Here is an 18,043-nt window from a genome sequence, read left to right on the forward strand (position 1 = left end):
GTCATGTCTTGAGTTGTTGTCGCAGGGCAAAGCGCTGCAGCTTGCCGGTTTCGGTGCGGGGCAGGCGTTCCACGAAGATCACTTCGCGCGGGTACTTGTAGGGCGCCATGGCGGCCTTGGCGTGATCCTGCAGTGCCTTCACCATCGCGGCGTCGCCGGCGTGCCCGGGCTTGAGCACCACGTAGGCGACGATCACCTGACCGCGGTCCTCGTCGGCACGGCCGACCACGCCGCATTCGGCCACCGCCGCGTGGGTGAGCAGACAGGCCTCCACCTCGGGCCCGGCCACGTTGTAGCCGGCGGTGATGATCATGTCGTCGGTGCGCGCCTGATAGATGTAGTAGCCATCGGCATCGCGCCGGAAGGCGTCCCCGGGGAAGTTCCAGCCACCCTGCACGTACTGGGTCTGGCGCGGCTCGTCGAGGTAGCGGCAGCCGGTGGGCCCGATCACCGCGAGGCGCCCGACTTCGCCTGCGGGCAGGTCGCGGCCCTCGTCGTCCACGATGCGCGCGGTGTAGCCTGGCACCACGGTGCCGATGGCGCCGCGCTTGACGGCCTCGGGCGCTGCCGAGATGAAGATGTGGAACATCTCGGTGGCGCCGATGCCATCGAGCATCTCGATGCCGCTGGCCTGCTTCCATAACTGTCTCGTGGCATCGGGCAGGCCCTCGCCCGCGCTCACGCAGATGCGCAGCTTGCCGACGCCATTCTGTTGCGCGAACGGCGCCATCTGGCGGTAGAAGGTGGGTGCGGTGTAGCAGATGGTGGCGCCCTTCTCGGCGATGAGCTTCACCATCGCCTCGGGCGTGTACGGGATCGACGGGAAGTAGACCGAGCAGCCCGCCCACATCGGGAAGATCAGCAGGCCGCCCAGGCCGAAGGTGAAGGCCAGCGGCGGCGAGCCCATCACCACGTCATCGGGTACAGCGCGCAGCACATGGCGCGGCCAGCATTCACAGGCCGCGAGCACGTCGGTGTGCGTGTGCACGGCGGCCTTGGGCACGCCGGTGGTGCCCGAGGTGAACGCCAGCAGCGCGATGTCGCTGCCCGCGGTGGGGCAGGGCGTGGCCTGCGCCACCTGCGGTGCGGCGAGGGTTTCGAGGCTGTCGGCCGCGTCGGTGTTGAAGCGGATCATCGGCAGACCGCTGCCCACCGCTTCCAGCTCAGCGGTAAGCGCGGCATCGCACAGCAGCAGCGTGGGCTGCGCCTTGTCGACGATGGCCTTGAGCTCCTTGGCGCGCAGCAGCGGCATGGTGGCCACCACCACCAGCCCGGCCTGCACCACCGCCAGCCAAGCCAACGCCATGGCCACGGAGTTGCCACCGCGCAGCAGCACGCGGTTGCCCGGCACCAGGCCGCGCGAGCGCAGCAGGTTGGCGATGCGGTTCACCGCCTCGCGCGCCTGTGCGTAGCTGAGCGTGCGCGCATCGCTGCGCAGGAACGGGCGGTTGGCGTGGCCGTTGGCGAACGCGCGATCGAACAGGTGCGCGACCAGATTCACCTGCGCGGGCAGGGCCTTGAGTTCGGGCGTGTCGAAGCGCAACTCGGGCCACTGCGCGCGCGGCGGCAGGCGGTCGTGCACGAAGCGGTCGGTCTGGGCGGATGTCATGACTTCAAGGCGTGTTTGCCGAGGATGAGCAGCTGCACTTCGCTCGCGCCCTCGTAGATACGCAGCGAACGGATGTCGCGGTAGAGGTGTTCAACCACTTCGCCCATGCGCACGCCGCGTCCGCCGAACATCTGCACCGCCATGTCGATAACCTTTTGCGCGTTCTCGGTGGCGGTGAGCTTGGCGGCGGCCGCAGCCGCGGTGTAGGCCGGCGTGCCCGCGCCCTGCGTGGCGCTTTCGTCGCGCAGCCACGCGGCGCGGTAGGTGAGCATCGCGGCGGCGTCGATCAGCGCGCCCATCTCGCCCAGGCGCGCCTGGGTGAGCTGGAAATCGCCCAGGTGCTGGCCGAACATGCGGCGCGTCTTCGCGTGCGCCACCGCTTCGGCGAAAGCACGGCGCGCCATGCCCAGCGCGGCCGCGGCCACCGAGGCGCGGAAAATGTCCAGCGTCTGCATGGCGAGCTTGAAGCCGCCATCGACGCTGCCGATGAGCGCGTCGGCACCGACGCGGCAATTCGTGAAGCGCAGCGTGGCCAGCGGGTGCGGGGCCATCACGTCGATGTGGGCCGAGCTATCCAGACCGGGCGCGTCGGCCGGCACGACGAAGGCGCTGATGCCGCGTGCGCCGGCGTCGGGCGTGGTCTTGGCAAACACCACGTAGAAGTCGGCGAGGCCGCCGTTGCTGATCCAGGTCTTGGTCCCTTCCAGCACCCAGCTGCCATCGTCCGCGCGGCGCGCGCTGGTGCGCATGCCGGCCACGTCGGAGCCGGCCTCGGGTTCACTCAACGCGAAGGCCGCGATCTGCTGCCCGCTCGCCACCGCGCGCAAGCGCTGCGCGCGCTGCGCTTCGCTGCCACCGAGCGTGATGCTGCCGCTGCCCAGGCCCTGCATGGCGAAGGCGAAGTCGGCCAGTGGTGAGTGGAAAGCCAGCGTCTCGCGCAGGATCACGAGGGCGCGCGAATCGAGCTTGTCCAGCGCGCCGCCGTGCGCCGCGGGCACGCAATAGCGCAGCCAGCCGGCCGTGCCCAGACGCGCCACCCAATCGCGGCAGGCGCGGCGGTCGTCCGCTTCGTCGACCTGCTGGGCACCGGCCCAGTCAGCCAGGCCGAGTGCGAGCGCGCGGTGGTGTTCGCCGAAGAAGGGCAGTTCCCACTGCGCTTGCGGCGGTGTCGTGCCGTGGGGGCGGTCGAAGGCAACCATGGCGTGTTCCGTTCAGTCGCCCTGGAACACAGGTCGCTGCTTCGCTGCGAACGCCTCGTACGCGCGGCGGAAGTCCTGCGTCTGCATGCAGATCGCCTGTGCCTGCGCTTCGGCCTCGATCGCCTGGTCCAGCGTCATGGCCCACTCCTGGTGCAGCATGGTCTTGGTCATGCCGTGGGCGAAAGTCGGCCCCTCGGCAAGCGACTTCGCGAGCTTCAGCGCGGCTTCGTTCAGCGCCTCGGGTTCGTGCAACGCGTTGAAGAAGCCCCAGGCATGGCCTTCGGCAGCGCTCATCGAGCGGCCGGTGAACAGCAGCTCGCTCGCGCGGCCCTGGCCGATCAGGCGCGGCAGCAGCGCGCAGGCGCCCATGTCGGCGCCAGCCAGGCCCACGCGCGTGAACAGGAAGGCGGTGCTCGCGCGCGGCGTGCCCAGACGCAGGTCGCTGGCCAGCGCCATCATCGCGCCGGCGCCGGCGCACACACCGTCGATGGCGGCCACGATGGGCTGCGGGCAGGCGCGCATGGCGCTCACCAGCGCGCCCGTCATGCGCGTGAACGCCAGCAACTCGGGCATGGTCATCTTCGTGAGCGGGCCGATGATCTCGTGCACATCGCCGCCCGAGCAGAAGTTGCCGCCCGCGCCGGTGAGCACCACGGCTTTGACGTCGGTGGCGCGCTGCAGGCCGAGAAACCAGTCGCGCAGTTCGGCGTAGGAGTCGAAGGTAAGCGGGTTCTTGCGCTCGGGACGGTTCAGCGTGACGGTGGCCACGCCATCGGCGATGGCGAGTGCGAAGTGCTTCGGGGCCGCGGCGGCCGGGCCGAACTGGCCGCGCATGGGGTTGTGGTCGGGGATCGGGTGTTTCATTCGAAGACTTTCTGGTGCTGCTTGACCTTGCCCAGCAGCTTGTGGAGTTGTTCGAGCTCGCGCGGCGACAGCCCTTCGAAGGCCTCGACGATCCAGTGCTCGTGCTGCTCGGCCATCTGGGCGAAGGCGCGGCGCCCGCGATCGGTCAGGCGCACGCGGAACACGCGGCGATCGCCCTCGACGCCGGTGCGCTCGACCAGCCCCTCGGCCACCAGCTGGTCGGTGATGCCGGTGACGTTGCCGCCCGTGACCATGAGCCGGTGCGACAGCTCCTTCATCTTCAGGCCCTCGGGGTGGCGCTCGAGCTGCGCCATCAGGTCAAAGCGCGGCAGCGTGGTGTCGAAGTGCTCGCGCAGCCCGGCGCGCACGCGCTTTTCGATCAGCTGCGAACACGTGAGCAGGCGCAGCCACAGGCGCAGGGCGTGCGCATGTTCGCTGTGCGCGCGCGCCTCCAGATCCAGGCTTTCGATATCGCTCAGGTTCATTTGGCGGCCTCTTCCTCTTCCTGCGCCTTCATCGCCTGCTGGCGCGCGATTTCGCGGTAGAGCTGGTCGCGCCCGCTCAAGTAGGGCGCGGGCCATTGCACGGCGCGCGTCTGCAGCTTGGCGGCCTCGTGCAGCGTCCACGCCGGGTTGGCCAGGTGCGGGCGGGCCACGGCGCACAGGTCGGCGCGACCCGCGGCCACGATGCTGTTGGCGTGGTCGGCTTCGCTGATGGCACCGACCGCCATGGTGAGGATGTCGACCTCGTTGCGGATGCGGTCGGCGAACGGGGTCTGGTACATGCGGCCGTACACCGGCTTGGCCTGGCGCGTGGTCTGCCCCGAGGAGACGTCGATCACGTCGCAACCCGCGGCCTTGAACAGGCGCGCGATGGCCACCGCGTCATCGGGCGTGTTGCCACCGGGCGCCCAGTCGTGCGCGGAGATGCGCACGCTGATGGGCTTGTCGGCGGGCCACACGGCACGCATGGCCTTGAACACCTCGAGCGGGTAGCGGCAGCGGTTCTCCAGCGAGCCGCCGTAGTCGTCGGTGCGCAGGTTGGTGAGCGGGCAGATGAAGGCCGAGAGCAGGTAGCCGTGCGCGCAGTGCAGCTCCAGCCAGTCGAAGCCGGCTGCGGCGGCGCGTTTCGTCGAGGCGACGAAGGCTGCGGTCATGGCGTCCATGTCGGCGCGCGTCATGGCGCGCGGCACCTGGTTCTGCTCGCCATAGGGCACGGCGCTGGCGGAGAGCAGCGGCCAGTTGCCGGTGGGCAAGGGCTCGTCGATGGCCTCCCACCCGAGCTGGGTGGAGCCCTTGGGGCCGCTGTGACCGAGCTGGATGCCGATCCTGGCACCCTCGCCGTTGGCGTGTGCGAAGCGCACGATGCGCTCGAACGCCTGTTGCTGTGCGTCGTTCCACAGGCCCGGGCAACCGGGGGTGATGCGGCCTTCGGGCGTGGGGCTGGTCATCTCGACCATGACCAGCGCCGCGCCACCAGTGGCGCGCGCACCCAGGTGCATCAGGTGCCAGTCGCCAACCACGCCATCCACCGCCTTGTACTGCGCCATCGGCGAGACAACGATGCGGTTCTTGAGCGCGACGCCGCGCACCTTGAGCGGCAGCAACATGGGCGGCGTGGGATGTTTCGCGGCCTGTGTTCCCGCCCGCTGGGCCAGCCAGTTCTCGTAGCCTTCGAGCCACTTCGCATCGCGCAGGCGCAGGTTCTCGTGGCTGATGCGCTGGCTGCGCGTGAGCAGCGAATAGGCGAACTGCTCGATCTCCATGCCGGTGTAGCGGTCCACGTGCTCGAACCATTCGGTGGAGTTGCGCGCCGCGTTCTGGATCTTGAGCACCTCCACGCTGCGGCGCGCCTCGTAGGCCTGCAGCACGGTGGCCACGTCGGCCTCGGGGTGGCGTTCGAACTCGTTGGCCAGGTCGATCGCGTCTTCGAGTGCGAGCTTGGTGCCGCTGCCGATGGAGAAGTGCGCGGTGTGCGCGGCGTCGCCCATCAGCACGACCGGTGTGCGCTTGCCGGCAATGTCTTGTGTGTGCACCCAGGTGTTGCAGATCACGCGCGGGAAGCGGATCCAGATCGCCGAGCCGCGCAGGTGCGCGGCGTTGCTGATCAGCGGGTGGCCGTCGAGGTGCGACGCGAACAACTTCTCGCAGAAGGCGATGGCCTCGGCCTGCTCCATTCGGTCAAGGCCGTGCGCCTGCCACACGGCCTCGGGCGTCTCCACGATGAAGGTCGAGGTGTCGGCGTCGAACTGGTAGGCGTGGGCCTGGAACCAGCCGTGCTCCGTCTCGACGAAGGCGAAGGTGAAGGCGTCGAACTTCTTCTTGGTGCCCAGCCACACGAAGCGGCACTGGCGGGTGTCGATGTCGGGCTGGAACGTACGCTGGTAGCGCGTGCGGATGCGGCTGTTCAAGCCATCGCTGGCGATCACGAGGTCGGCGTTGTACTGGGCGGCGAGCGCCTGGTCGTCCGCCACATCCGTCTCGAATACGAGATTCACGCCGAGTTGCTGGCAGCGCGCCTGCAGCACATTGAGCAGGCGCTTGCGCCCGATGCCGCAGAAACCGTGGCCGGTGCTGCGCACGCTGCGGCCCTTGTAGAAGACCTCGATGTCGTCCCAGTGGTTGAAGGCATCACCGATCTCCTGCGCGGTCTCGGGGTCGGCCGCGCGCAGGTTGCCCAGGGTCTGGTCGGAGAGCACCACGCCCCAGCCGAAGGTGTCGAACGGGCGGTTGCGTTCGACGACGGTGATCTCCAGCCAGGGCTGGCGCCGCTTCATCAGCAGCGCGAAGTACAGGCCCGCCGGGCCGCCGCCAATGCACAGGATGCGCTGCAGGGAGGTTTTCATGTCTAATTATTTTAGACTTGAAATATTCACCCACAACCGGGTAAACCCGCATGCGGCTTTGCCACGATGGCAGCGCCGGACGGAAGGGCGTATCTTTTGGCGTCCGCAAGCCGGCACGCGCTGGTCGAAGGGAAAATGTCACCATGACGATCTACCGCTTCAAGTCCCGCGAAACCGGCGATCTGGTGATGCTGCGCCCGCACGGCAAGCGGCTGCTCGAGATCCTGGGCAAGGATCCCGAGACGCCCGGCGTGCTGATGCCCGAGGACATTCCCGGCGCGATCGAGGCGATTCGCGCGGCTGTGCTGGCCGAGGAGGCCGAGCAGCGGCGTCAGCGCGAGCAGGCGGCAGCCAACGGCGAGCCCGAGCCGCAGTTCGAATCGGTGAGCCTGCGCATGCGCAGCACCCCGTTCATCGAGATGCTGGAGCGCTGCCTGGGTGCGCGGGTCGAGGTGGTCTGGGGGGTGTAGCGCTCAGTCGACCTTGGCGCCCGAGGCCTTCACCACCGCTTCCCACTTCTTGATTTCCGCGTCGATCAGCGCAGCGAACTCGGCGGGGGTGTTGCCGCTGGGGATGGCGCCCTGGGCCAGCAGGCGTTCCTTGACCGCCGGCAGGTTGAGTGCCTTGGCAGTTTCCTGCTGCAGGCGGCTCACCACGTCGGCCGGTGTGCCTGCGGGGGCGAGCAGGCCGAACCAGGAACTGGCCTCGAAGCCGGGCAACTTGCCCGCCTCGGCCACGGTCGGCACATCGGGCAGGGCCTCGGAGCGCACCGCGCTCGTCACGGCGAAGGCCTTGAGGTTGCCGGCCTTGATGTGCGGCATGGCCGAGGGCAGGTTGTCGAACATCACATCCATGTTGCCGGCGAGCAGGTCGGTCATGGCCGGGCCCGAGCCGCGGTAGGGGATGTGCGTCATGAAGATGCCGTTGCGTGCCTTGAACAGTTCACCGGCCAGGTGGATGGAGGTGCCGTTGCCGCTGGACGCCATGTTCAGGCGGCCCGGGTTGGCCTTGGCGTGCTTCACGAAGTCGGCCACGGAGTTGATGCCCAGGTCCTGCGCGCGCTTGGTGCTCATCACCATCACGTTGGGCACGCCGGCCACCAGCGTGATGGGTGCGAAGTCCTTCTGCGGGTCGTAGGGCAGCTTGCTGTACAGCGACTTGTTGATGCCGTGCGTGCCCACCGTGCCCATGAGCAGGGTGTAGCCATCACCCGGTGCCTTGGCCACCACCTCGGCGCCGATGTTGCCGCCGGCGCCACCGCGGTTCTCGACCACGAAGGACTGGCCAAAGGCCTTGCTGAGTTCGGGCGCCAGCGTACGCGCCAGGATGTCGGTGGTGCCGCCGGGTGCAAAGGGCACGACGATGCGCACTGGCTTATTGGGCCACGCGCCTTGCGCGACGGCCAAGGGCACCGCCAAGGCGGCAGCGAGGGCGACGAGGGTGCGACGTTGAAGGCTCATGCGTGTCTCCTTTGCAATTGTTCGATCTGTGGCTTGAGCGCGAGGCCGGGCTCGATGCCCAGTGTGCGCGCGGCCAGATTGGCGTGGCTGACCACGCCATCGGCCAATGTACTGTCGGCCTGCCCGATGCGCGCGCTCGTGTGCGACACCGTGCAAGCGGCCAGACCGGCGGCCTGCAGCATCGCCAGCCCCGCGATGCCGGCGTCGTCCTTGCCCACGCCGGCGTCGTTGAACACCGAGAGCAGCGGCCGCGCGGCCATCGCATAGCGCGCCGAACTGGCACCACCGTGCGAGCCGCTCAAAGCGATGCAGCCCGCGTCGGCGGGCTGCAACTGGGTGATCGAGTCGACGATGCGAAGCGCAACCATGGGAAGCGCTTCGCCGCGCTGATCAGTCTGCGTACTGGCCTGCCGCGTCGATCACGGTCTTGAGCTGGTTGATCTGGTCAGACACGAACTTCTTGTGGCCCTCGGGGGTCACGCGCGCGTCGGTCACCACCAGGGCGCCCAGTTCCTCTTGCTTCTTGATGAACTCGGGGTCCTTCAGCGACTTCACCAGCGCGTCATTGATGGTCTTGAGCACCGGCGCGGGCGTGCCCTTGGGTGCGTACAGACCGTGCCAGATGGTCAGGTTGAAGCCGCGCAGGCCCATCTCCTGCAGCGAGGGGTAGTGCTTGAGCACCGGGTGGCCGGACAGCGGCTTGGCGGTGGTCACGGCAAAGGCCTTCACGCGGCCACCTTCGATCTGCGCCGTTGTGTTGGTGGTCTGGTCGCACATCACGTCGACCTGGCCGCCGATGAGGTCGTTCATGGCCGGGCCCGTGCCGCGGTAGGCGATGGTGGTCATCGACTTGTCCAGCTTCACGGCGTGCTGCCACATCAGGCCGCACAGATGCGAGGCCGAACCCAGGCCGGCGTGCGCCAGGTTGAGCTTGCCGCCGTTGGCGCGGATGTAGGCCTCGAAGTCGCGGTAGGTGTTGGCATTGAGTTTGGTCGAGCCCAGCAGGGTCATGGGCACGTCGTTGATCATGCCGACGTATTCGAAGTCCTCCAGCGGCTTGTAGGGCAGCTTGCGGTACAGGCCGGCGGTGGCGGCCATGCCGATGTGCCAGACCAGCAGCGTGTGGCCGTCGGCCGGCGAACGCGCGACCTTGGCCGCGCCGATGGTGCCGCCCGCGCCGGTGGCGTTCTCGACCACGATGTTCGAGTTCGGGATGTACTTGCGCATGGTCTCGGCCAGCTGGCGCGCGACGAGGTCGGTCGGGCCACCGGCGGCGAAAGGCACCACGAACGAGATGGGCTTGCTGGGGAAGGCCTGCGCGAAGGCGGTCACCGACAGGGTGGCGCCCAGGGCGAGGGTGACGAGCTTTTTCATTGGGGGTCTCCGATGAAGGAACGTTTGCGGAATGGCCGCGGAATGCTAGTCCCGCCCCGGGTGGCGGCCATCGCGGAAAGTACGTAGCCCCACCCCGGGGGAAACCCCCGTGCGGGCGGCCCTCAGCGGTAGCTGCGCGCGTCCTCGATCACCTTGCCGTCGTTGGGCAGGCTGCCCGGCGCCACCAGTTCCACCTCGCTGCGCAGCTTGGTGATGTCGCGCACGGCGGCGGCAATCAGCTCGCGCAGGGAGTCGTCCTCCTCGGGCGTCTCGACCCGCAGGCACATCTGGTCATTGGCCATCTCGCCACTGACCACCAGCCGCGCGCGGCCGATCTGCGGGAAGCGACGGGCAATGTCGGCCACCTGGGCCGGGTGCACGAACATGCCGCGCACCTTGGTGGTCTGGTCGGCGCGGCCCATCCAGCCCTTGATGCGCGGAGCGGTGCGCCCGGTGGGGCAGGGGCCAGGCAACACGGCCGACAAGTCGCCGGTGCCGAAGCGGATCAGCGGGTAGGCCGGGTTGAGCGATGTGACCACCAGCTCACCCACCTCGCCATCGCTCACCGGTTCGCCGGTGCCGGGGCGCACGATCTCCACGATGACCTGTTCCTCGACCACCAGGCCTTCACGGGCCGCGGTCTCGTAGGCCACCAGGCCCAGGTCGGCCGTGGCGTAGGTTTGGTACACGGCCACGCCGTGTTCGGCGAACCAGGCCGTCAGGCTGGGCGGGCAAGCCTCGCCGCCCACGCTGGCCTTGCGGATGCTGGAGGCGTCCACGCCGGCCTCGGCGGCCTTTTCGAGCAGGATGCGCAGGAAGCTGGGGGTGCCGGTGTAGGCGTCGGGTCGCAGCTCGGCGATGGCCTGCAGTTGCTGCTCGGTCTGGCCGGTGCCGGCCGGGAACACGGTGCAGCCCACCGCGTGCGCGCCCGCTTCGAGGATGAACGCGCCCGGCGTCATGTGATAGCTGAACGCGTTGTGCACCAGCTCACCGGCGCGAAACCCCGCGGCATACAGCGCACGCCCGGTGCGCCAGTAATCGCGCACGGCGCCCTCGGGTTCGTAGATCGGCCCGGGCGAGGCAAAGACGCGCGTCATCTGCGGCCCACGCACCAGGGTGGAGAAACCGCCGAAGACGTCTTTCTCACGCCGTGCACGCTGTCGCTCGAACAGCGCGCTCTTGCGCGTGACCGGCAATTGCGCCAGTGCCGCGCGGTCGTTGATGGCCGCGGCGTCCACGCCTTTCAGGATCTCGGCAAAGGCCGCGCTGTGTGCCTGCGCATGCGCCACCTGTTTCGGCAGCGCCGCCATCTGCTCGGCCTCGCGCTGGGCGGCCGATCGGGTTTCCAGCGCATCGAAGTAGTCGTTGTTCACGCCAGCCACCGTTTCCTCCGCTTGTAGCTCTTCACATCTTTGAAGCTCTTGCGTTCGCCTCCGCCCATACCGAGGTAGAACTCTTTCACGTCTTCGTTGTTGCGCAGGTCGGCCGCGGGGCCGTCCATCACGATGCGCCCGCTCTCCATGATGTAGCCGTAGTCGGCATAGCGCAGCGCCATGTTGGTGTTCTGCTCGGCCAGCAGGAAAGTCACGCGCTCCTTCTGGTTGAGGTCCTTCACGATCTCGAACACCTCTTCCACGATCTGCGGCGCCAGACCCATGGAGGGTTCATCGAGCAGCACCACGCTGGGGTTGGCCATCAGCGCGCGGCCGATGGCGCACATCTGCTGTTCGCCGCCGCTGGTGTAAGCGGCCTGGCTGGTGCGCCGCGTCTTCAGCCGCGGGAAGTAGTTGTAGACCTTCTCCAGGTTGCGCGCGACCTCGGCCTTGTCCTTGCGGGTGTAGCTGCCCGTCATCAGGTTTTCCTCGATGGTCAGGTGCGCGAAGCAATGCCGCCCCTCCATCACCTGCACCACGCCGCGCTGCACCAGGTCGGCCGGGCTCAGGTTCTCGATGCGCTCGCCGCGCAGCTCGATGCTGCCCTTGGTGACTTCGCCGCGCTCGCCGCGCAGCAGGTTGGAGACGGCACGCAGCGTGGTCGTCTTGCCCGCGCCGTTGCCGCCCAGGATGGCCGCGATCTGCCCTTCGGCCACGGTGAGCGAGACGCCCTTGAGCACCAGGATCACGTGGTTGTAGATGACCTCGATGCCGTTGACGTTGAGGACGGGTGTGGGTGTGCTCATGAAATGGATTCCTTCGGGACCATGTGCAAGGGCAGCCAGCCGCCCTTGCAGATGGCGCCGCGAACGCCAACCCCTCTCGATCGAGTGGCACCGAGGATCCGGCTGCGCCGGTCCTCAGGTGCCGCCCCCTTGATGGGGTCGCGCGTAGCGCGGCGGGGGTGGGTCAAGACTGGCAGTCCTGGGCCGAACGGCGCGCCAGCTTCTTCTCGGCGGCGTACTTGTCGGCCGCGGCCTTGACCATCGGCTTGATGATCTGCTCGTCACCCTGATACCAGTCGGAGCTGAACTCCCACTTGCTGCCGTCCCAGGTGTGCACGCGGGCCCAGGCCGCACCCATGTGGTCCTGGCAGCTGGTGGAGATCGGGCGCATCACGCCCTTGAAGCCCAGCGCGTCGAGCTTGGCCTGCGTCAGGTTGAGGTTCTCGAAGCCCCAGCGTGCCTGCTCACCGGTCATGACCTTGCCCTTGCCGAAGCGCTCCTGCGCAGCACGCACGCCCTCGACCGCGAACATGGCGCTCATGAGGCCGCGCATGTAGAGCACGTCACCCACTTCTTCCTTCGGCCCGGTGCCCTGGCCCTTGGCGTGCAGCTTCTCCAGGATCTCCTTCACCACCGCGGCACCCTTCTCGGTGCCGTGCTGCATGGTCACGGCGTTGTAGCCCTTGGCGCCCGCGCCGACGTCCTTCACATCGGGTTCGGCACCGGCCCACCACACGCCGTACATCTTGTCGCGCGGGTAGCCCGTGGCCTGGGCTTCCTTGAGCGCGGTGGAGTTCATCACGCCCCAGCCCCAGTTGAGCACGTAGTCCGGGCGGTCACGGCGGATCTGCAGCCAGGTGGCCTTTTGCTCCACACCCGGGTGCGTGACAGGCAGCAGACTGAGCTTGAAGCCGTGCATGGCCGCGCGCTCCTGCAGCAGCGGGATCGGTTCCTTGCCGAACGGGCTGTCGTGGTAGATCAGCGCGATGTGCTTACCCTTGAGCTTGTCGGCGCCGCCTTCCTTCTTGGCGATGTGCTGGATCAGCACGTCGGCGGCCACCCAGTAGGTGCCGGCGATCGGGAAGTTCCACTTGAACACGCCGCCATCGGCCGACTCGCTGCGGCCGTAGCCCGCGGTGATCAGCGGAATCTTGTCGACGGGGGCCTTCTCCGTCAGCGCGAAGGTGATGCCGGTGGACAGCGGCTGGAACACCGTGGCGCCGCCGTTCTTGCCCTTCAGGCGCTCGTAGCACTCCACGCCGCGGTCGGTGGCGTAGCCGGTTTCGCACTCCTCGAACGTCACCTTCACGCCGTTGATGCCGCCGCGTGCGTTGGTGAGCTTGAGGTAGTCCACATAACCGTTGGCGAAGGGCACGCCGTTGGGCGCGTACGGGCCGGTGCGGTACACCAGGGCCGGGAAGAACTGTTCCTTGGCTTGCGCCATGGCGCTGGGTGCCACGAGCGCGGATGACAGACCGGTGGCGACCACCGCCGCGGCCAGAACGAGATTGCGCAGCTTCATCACATGTCTCCTATTTGAACAACGAACACGAACACCAACCGGTGAGCCCTTGGGAGCGACGCAGGTCGCTCAGTGCGGAAAGGGCCAAAGCCGCAACTTCTGTTTGCCGATGCTCCAGAGCTTGGCCAGGCCATGCGGCTCCACGATCAGGAACCACACGATCAGCGCGCCGAAGATCATGAACTCGGTGTGCGAGACCGCCGCGGTGGAGATCGTCACGCCCACGAGGCCGCCCAGCCACGGCAGGACCTGGTTGAGGAAGATGGGCAGCACCACGATGAAGGCAGCGCCGAAGAAACTGCCCATGATGGAACCCATGCCGCCGATGATGACCATGAACAGCAGCTGGAAGCTGCGGTCGATCGAGAACGCCGCGGGTTCCCACGAACCCAGGTGCACGAAGCCCCACAGGCCGCCGGCCACGCCGATGATGAAGCTGCTGACTGCGAAGGCGCTGAGCTTGGCGTACATGGGGCGGATGCCGATCACCGAAGCGGCCACGTCCATGTCGCGGATGGCCATCCATTCGCGGCCGATGGCCGAGCGCACCAGGTTCTTGGCCAGCAGCGCGAACACCACCACGAAGCCCAGGCAGAACAGGTACTTCTCCACCGGCGTGTCGATGCGCCAGCCCAGCACCTGCAGGTTGGACACCGACACCGAGCCCGAGGCCGTGTTGTTGGTGAACCAGCCGATGCGCAGGAAGGCCCAGTCGCAGAAGAACTGGGCTGCCAGCGTGGCGACCGCCAGGTACAGCCCCTTCACGCGCAGGCTGGGGATGCCGAAGAAGATGCCCACCAGCGTGGCGAAGAAGCCGCCGATGAGCAGCGCCGGGATCAATGGCATGCCTTCGATGCGCACGAAGGTGTTGTAGGCCATGTAGGCGCCCACCGCCATGAAGGCGCCGGACCCCAGGCTGATCTGCCCGCAGTAGCCCACCAGAATGTTCACGCCGATGGCCGCCAGCGACAGGATCAGGAACGGGATCAGGATCGCGCGGAACATGTACTCGTCGACCAGCATCGGCACGCCGATGAAGGCGAAGGCGATGATGGCCAGCACGGCCCAGCGGTCCTGCGCGATCGGAAAGATCTGCTGGTCGGCGCGGTAGGAGGTCTTGAACTGACCGTTTTCTCTGTAGAACATGTCGATGTCCAGTCAATGATCTTTTAGATACGACACGCTTCGCTTAACTTTGCTCTGCAAAGTCAGTCTCCGCTGAAAAATCATTGCCCGTGTATTTCATACCCGGTCAATGATTTTTTCGCCGAACAGGCCTTGTGGTCTGAACAACAGGAACACCAGCGCCAACACGTAGGCAAACCAGATCTCGATGCCGCCGCCCACGAAGGGGCCGAGGTAGACCTCGGAGAGCTTCTCGCCGACGCCGATGATCAGCCCGCCGATGATGGCGCCGGGCACCGAGGTGAGGCCGCCGAGGATGATCACGGGCAGGGCGCGCAGCGCCACGGTGGTGAGCGAGAACTGCACGCCCAGCTTGGAGCCCCAGATGATGCCGGCCACCAGCGCGGTGATGCCGGCGACGAACCACACGATGACCCAGATGCGGTTGAGCGGAATGCCGATCGACTGCGCGGCCTGGTGGTCGTCGGCCACCGCGCGCAGTGCGCGGCCGGTGGAGGTTTTCTGGAAGAACACCGACAGGCACACCACCAGCAACGCAGCGATGCACGCGGCATAGACGTCTTCCAGGTTCACCAGGATGCCGCCCTCGAAAACCCCGCCCAGCAGGAACACCGGGTCCTTGGGCATGCCCACGTCGATCTGGTAGATGTCGGAGCCGAACAGTGTCTGGCCCAGGCCGTCGAGGAAGTAGGTGATGCCCAGCGTGGCCATCAGCAGCGTCACGCCTTCCTGGTTGACCAGGTGGCGCAACACATAACGTTCGATCACCCAGGCCACCACGTACATGAGCGCACCCGCAATCACGAAGGCGATGACGTTGCCCAGGATCTTGCTCTCGATGCCCAGCCAGCCCGGCACCCATTCGGAGAACCGGGCCATCGCCAACGCAGCGAACAGCACCATCGCGCCTTGCGCGAAGTTGAACACCCCCGAGGCCTTGAAGATGAGCACGAAGCCCAGCGCCACCAGGGAATACAGCATGCCGGCCATCAGGCCGCCGAGCAGGGTTTCAAGAAAGAAAGCCATGTTTGAACCCGATCAATGACTTGTGCCGAGGTAGGCCTTGATGACCTCCTCGTTGTTGCGCACCTCGTCGGGGGTGCCGTCGCCGATCTTCTTGCCGTAGTCGAGCACCACCACGCGGTCGGAGATGTCCATCACCACACCCATGTCGGGCTCGATCAGCACGATGGTGGTGCCGAATTCATCGTTCACGTCGAGGATGAAGCGGCTCATGTCCTGCTTTTCTTCCAGGTTCATGCCGGCCATGGGCTCGTCGAGCAACAGCATCTGCGGCTCCATGGCGAGCGCGCGGCCCAGATCCACGCGCTTTTGCAGGCCGTAGGGCAGGGTGCCCACGGGCGTCTTGCGGTAGGCCTGGATCTCGAGGAAGTCGATGATGTGCTCGACGAACTCGCGGTGCTGTTCTTCTTCCTTCTGCGCGCCACCGATGCCGAAGGGATTGCGGAACGCCTGGGAGAACAGATTGCTTTTGATGCGCAGGTTGCGCCCGGTCATGATGTTGTCGATCACGCTCATGCCTTTGAACAGCGCCAGGTTCTGGAAGGTGCGCGCGATGCCCATCTCGGCCACCTGGCGGCTGTTCATGTGCTTGAACGTCTGGCCGCGGAAGGTGATGGAGCCCTCCTGCGGCTGGTACACGCCGTTGATGCAGTTGAGCATGGAGCTCTTGCCGGCGCCGTTGGGGCCGATGATGGCCCGTACCTCGTGCTCGCGCACGTTGAAGCTGATGTCGGTGAGCGCCTTGACGCCACCGAAACGCAGGCTGATGTTGTGGACGTCGAGGATGACCTCGCCGATCTTCTTCTGACCGGTGGCCGTGTCCGCGGCGCCCGCGCTGCCCGATTCGTGTTGATTCATGGTGTCGTGTCTCATGCGGCGGCCTTGACCGGGGCAAACGTCTTCGCATCGCGGATCTGCAGCGTCGCGCTCACCGAGCCCGTGCGCCCGTCCTCGAACTTGACCTGCGTCTCGATGTACTGCTCGGTCTTGCCGCTGTACAGCGCATCGACCAGCACCTGGTACTTCTCGCCGATGAAGCCACGGCGGACCTTGTTCGTGCGCGTGAGCTCGCCGTCGTCGGCATCGAGCTCCTTGTGCAGCACCAGGAAGCGGCTGATCTGGCTGCCCGCGAGCAACTCGTCGCGCGCCAGGTCGGCGTTGACCTTCTCCACGCATTCCTGGATGAGCGCGTACACCTCGGGCTTTTGCGCCAGGTCGGTGTAGCCCGCGTAGGGCAGGTTGCGGCGCTCCGCCCAGTTGCCCACGGCGTCGAAGTCGATGTTGATCATCACGCAAACCTTCTCGCGCTTGTCGCCGAAGGCCACGGCCTCCTTGATGTGCGAGAAGAACTTGAGCTTGTTCTCCACGTACTTGGGCGCAAACATGGCGCCGTCGTGCGGCCCGCCCATCAGGCGGCCCACGTCCTTCACGCGGTCGATGATCTTCAGGTGGCCGCTGGCGTCGATGAAGCCCGCGTCGCTGGTGTGGTACCAGCCGTCGGCGTCCAGCACCTCGGCCGTGGCCTGCGGGTTCTTGTAGTAACCCTTCAGGAGCCCGGGCGAGCGAACCAGGATCTCGCCGCTGTCCGACAGCTTGATCTCCACCCCCTCGCAGGGCACGCCCACCGTGTCGGCGCGCGCCTCGTGGTCAGGCTGCAGGCACACGAACACGGCCGTTTCGGTGGAGCCGTAGAGCTGCTTGAGGTTGATGCCGATCGAGCGATAGAAGCTGAACAGGTCGGGGCCGATCGCCTCGCCTGCGGTGTAGGCCACGCGCACGCGGCTCATGCCGAGGTTGTTGCGCAGCGGACCGTAGACCAGCCAGTCGCCCAATCGGTACTTCAGGCGGTCCAGCGTGCCCACGGGCTTGCCGTCCATGAGGTCGGGGCCGATGCGGCGCGCCAGATCCATGAAGCGGTGGAACATCTTGCGCTTGAGTGCGCCAGCGTCCTCCATGCGGATCGTCACGCTCGTGAGCAGGCCCTCGAACACGCGCGGCGGCGCGAAGTAATAGGTGGGGCCGACCTCCTTGAGGTCGATGGTGACGGTGCCGCTGCTTTCGGGGCAGTTGACCACGTAGCCGGTGACCAGCCACTGGGCGTAGGAGAAGATGTTCTGGCCGATCCAGGCCGGCGGCAGGTAGGCCAGCACCTCGTCGTCGGGGCCGAGCTTGTCGAACTTCGTGCCTGCTGCGGCGCGGTCGAGCAGGGTGCGGTGGCTGTGCACCACGCCCTTGGGGTTGCCGGTGGTGCCGCTGGTGAAGAACATGGCGGCCACGTCGTCGGGCTGGCCCTGTTCGACCTGGGCGGCAAAGAAATCGGGGTGGACCTTGGCAAAGGCCTCGCCCGCCGCCAGCAACTCGTCCAGGCTTTGCAGGCCGGGCTGGTCGTAGTGGCGCAGGCCACGCGGATCGTCGTAGAAGATGTGCGCGATCTGCGGGCACTGCGCACGCACCTCGAGCATCTTGTCGACCTGCTCCTGGTCCTCCACCACGCAGAAGCGCACCTCGGCGTTGTTGATCGGGAAGACGCATTCGGCGGCCACCGCGTCCTGGTACAGCGGCACCGGAATGGCGCCCAGCGATTGCGCCGCCAGCATGGCCGCGTACAGGCGCGGGCGGTTGGCGCCCACCACTACCAGATGCTCACCGCGCTGCAGGCCGGCCTGGTGCAGGCCGCAGGCCATGGCCTGCACCAGCGCGGCCATCTGTGCCCAGCTGATGGTCTGCCAGATACCGTATTCCTTCTCGCGCATGGCGGGCCGCTCGGGCCGCTGCCTCGCGTGGGCCAGCAATTGCCGGGGGAAGGTGCTCTGCATGCCGTGTCTCCTTGGCTCGCCCGCTGT

At 67.1% G+C, this 18,043-nt stretch carries 16 protein-coding genes; 1 reads left to right on the forward strand and 15 read right to left on the reverse strand.

From position 1 onward, the window contains the following. Position 1: 1 nt before the first annotated feature. Genes M3149_RS15120 through M3149_RS15140 form a run of 5 tightly spaced genes read right to left on the reverse strand, consistent with a single transcriptional unit; the run spans position 2 to position 6,517 of the window. Positions 2-1,609: an AMP-binding protein gene (locus M3149_RS15120; protein WP_251710376.1), complete on the reverse strand. Its 1,608-nt coding sequence runs from the start codon at positions 1,607-1,609 to the stop codon at positions 2-4. After that, on the reverse strand, positions 1,606-2,808 hold the full coding sequence (locus tag M3149_RS15125; protein WP_251710377.1) for an acyl-CoA dehydrogenase family protein: 1,203 nt from the start codon (positions 2,806-2,808) through the stop codon (positions 1,606-1,608). The genes M3149_RS15120 and M3149_RS15125 overlap by 4 nt, the downstream gene beginning before the upstream one ends. Positions 2,809-2,820: 12 nt before the next feature. After that, complete coding sequence (locus M3149_RS15130; protein WP_251710378.1) at positions 2,821-3,672, reverse strand: enoyl-CoA hydratase family protein; 852 nt, start codon at positions 3,670-3,672, stop codon at positions 2,821-2,823. Further along, positions 3,669-4,133 carry a MarR family winged helix-turn-helix transcriptional regulator gene (locus M3149_RS15135; protein ID WP_251710448.1) on the reverse strand — a complete coding sequence of 155 codons (465 nt, stop codon included), beginning with the start codon at positions 4,131-4,133 and terminating at the stop codon, positions 3,669-3,671. Before M3149_RS15135 ends, M3149_RS15130 begins: the two co-directional genes overlap by 4 nt. Positions 4,134-4,153: 20 nt before the next feature. Beyond that, positions 4,154-6,517 carry a bifunctional salicylyl-CoA 5-hydroxylase/oxidoreductase gene (locus M3149_RS15140; protein ID WP_251710379.1) on the reverse strand — a complete coding sequence of 788 codons (2,364 nt, stop codon included), beginning with the start codon at positions 6,515-6,517 and terminating at the stop codon, positions 4,154-4,156. 143 nt (positions 6,518-6,660) lie between these two features. Here M3149_RS15140 and M3149_RS15145 point away from each other — a divergent pair, with 143 nt between their 5' ends. Then, the gene (locus M3149_RS15145; RefSeq protein ID WP_251710380.1) at positions 6,661-6,987 is read left to right on the forward strand and encodes a DUF1840 domain-containing protein; all 327 of its coding nucleotides are present in this window, start codon (positions 6,661-6,663) and stop codon (positions 6,985-6,987) included. Positions 6,988-6,990: 3 nt separating this feature from the next. Here M3149_RS15145 and M3149_RS15150 read toward each other — a convergent pair whose 3' ends face one another. The 10 genes from M3149_RS15150 to M3149_RS15195 form a co-directional block, all read right to left on the reverse strand. Then, positions 6,991-7,977: a Bug family tripartite tricarboxylate transporter substrate binding protein gene (locus M3149_RS15150; protein ID WP_251710381.1), complete on the reverse strand. Its 987-nt coding sequence runs from the start codon at positions 7,975-7,977 to the stop codon at positions 6,991-6,993. After that, a complete protein-coding gene (locus M3149_RS15155) occupies positions 7,974-8,345 on the reverse strand; it encodes a hypothetical protein (protein ID WP_251710382.1) in 372 nt (123 codons plus the stop codon). Before M3149_RS15155 ends, M3149_RS15150 begins: the two co-directional genes overlap by 4 nt. 22 nt (positions 8,346-8,367) lie before the next feature. Continuing rightward, positions 8,368-9,351: a tripartite tricarboxylate transporter substrate-binding protein gene (locus M3149_RS15160; protein WP_251710383.1), complete on the reverse strand. Its 984-nt coding sequence runs from the start codon at positions 9,349-9,351 to the stop codon at positions 8,368-8,370. A 122-nt stretch (positions 9,352-9,473) separates the two neighbouring features. Further along, positions 9,474-10,661 (reverse strand): phenylacetate--CoA ligase family protein, encoded by a 1,188-nt coding sequence (locus M3149_RS15165; protein ID WP_251710449.1) that lies wholly within the window; start codon positions 10,659-10,661, stop codon positions 9,474-9,476. 59 nt (positions 10,662-10,720) lie between these two features. Continuing rightward, complete coding sequence (locus M3149_RS15170; RefSeq protein WP_251710384.1) at positions 10,721-11,530, reverse strand: ABC transporter ATP-binding protein; 810 nt, start codon at positions 11,528-11,530, stop codon at positions 10,721-10,723. A gap of 163 nt (positions 11,531-11,693) precedes the next feature. Beyond that, positions 11,694-13,031, reverse strand: coding sequence for an ABC transporter substrate-binding protein (locus M3149_RS15175; protein ID WP_251710385.1), 1,338 nt, complete (start codon positions 13,029-13,031; stop codon positions 11,694-11,696). Positions 13,032-13,100: 69 nt separating this feature from the next. After that, the gene (locus M3149_RS15180; protein WP_251710386.1) at positions 13,101-14,177 is read right to left on the reverse strand and encodes a branched-chain amino acid ABC transporter permease; all 1,077 of its coding nucleotides are present in this window, start codon (positions 14,175-14,177) and stop codon (positions 13,101-13,103) included. A 96-nt stretch (positions 14,178-14,273) separates the two neighbouring features. Beyond that, positions 14,274-15,203 carry a branched-chain amino acid ABC transporter permease gene (locus M3149_RS15185; protein WP_251710387.1) on the reverse strand — a complete coding sequence of 310 codons (930 nt, stop codon included), beginning with the start codon at positions 15,201-15,203 and terminating at the stop codon, positions 14,274-14,276. Positions 15,204-15,215: 12 nt separating this feature from the next. Further along, positions 15,216-16,058, reverse strand: coding sequence for an ABC transporter ATP-binding protein (locus tag M3149_RS15190; protein WP_251710388.1), 843 nt, complete (start codon positions 16,056-16,058; stop codon positions 15,216-15,218). A gap of 11 nt (positions 16,059-16,069) precedes the next feature. Continuing rightward, entirely contained in the window at positions 16,070-18,016 is a 1,947-nt protein-coding gene (locus M3149_RS15195) for an AMP-dependent synthetase/ligase (RefSeq protein WP_251710389.1), read from the reverse strand. Between the last annotated feature and the right edge of the window lie 27 nt (positions 18,017-18,043).

It is taken from the genome of Hydrogenophaga intermedia, assembly GCF_023715105.1.
Taxonomy (GTDB): domain Bacteria; phylum Pseudomonadota; class Gammaproteobacteria; order Burkholderiales; family Burkholderiaceae_C; genus Hydrogenophaga; species Hydrogenophaga intermedia_A.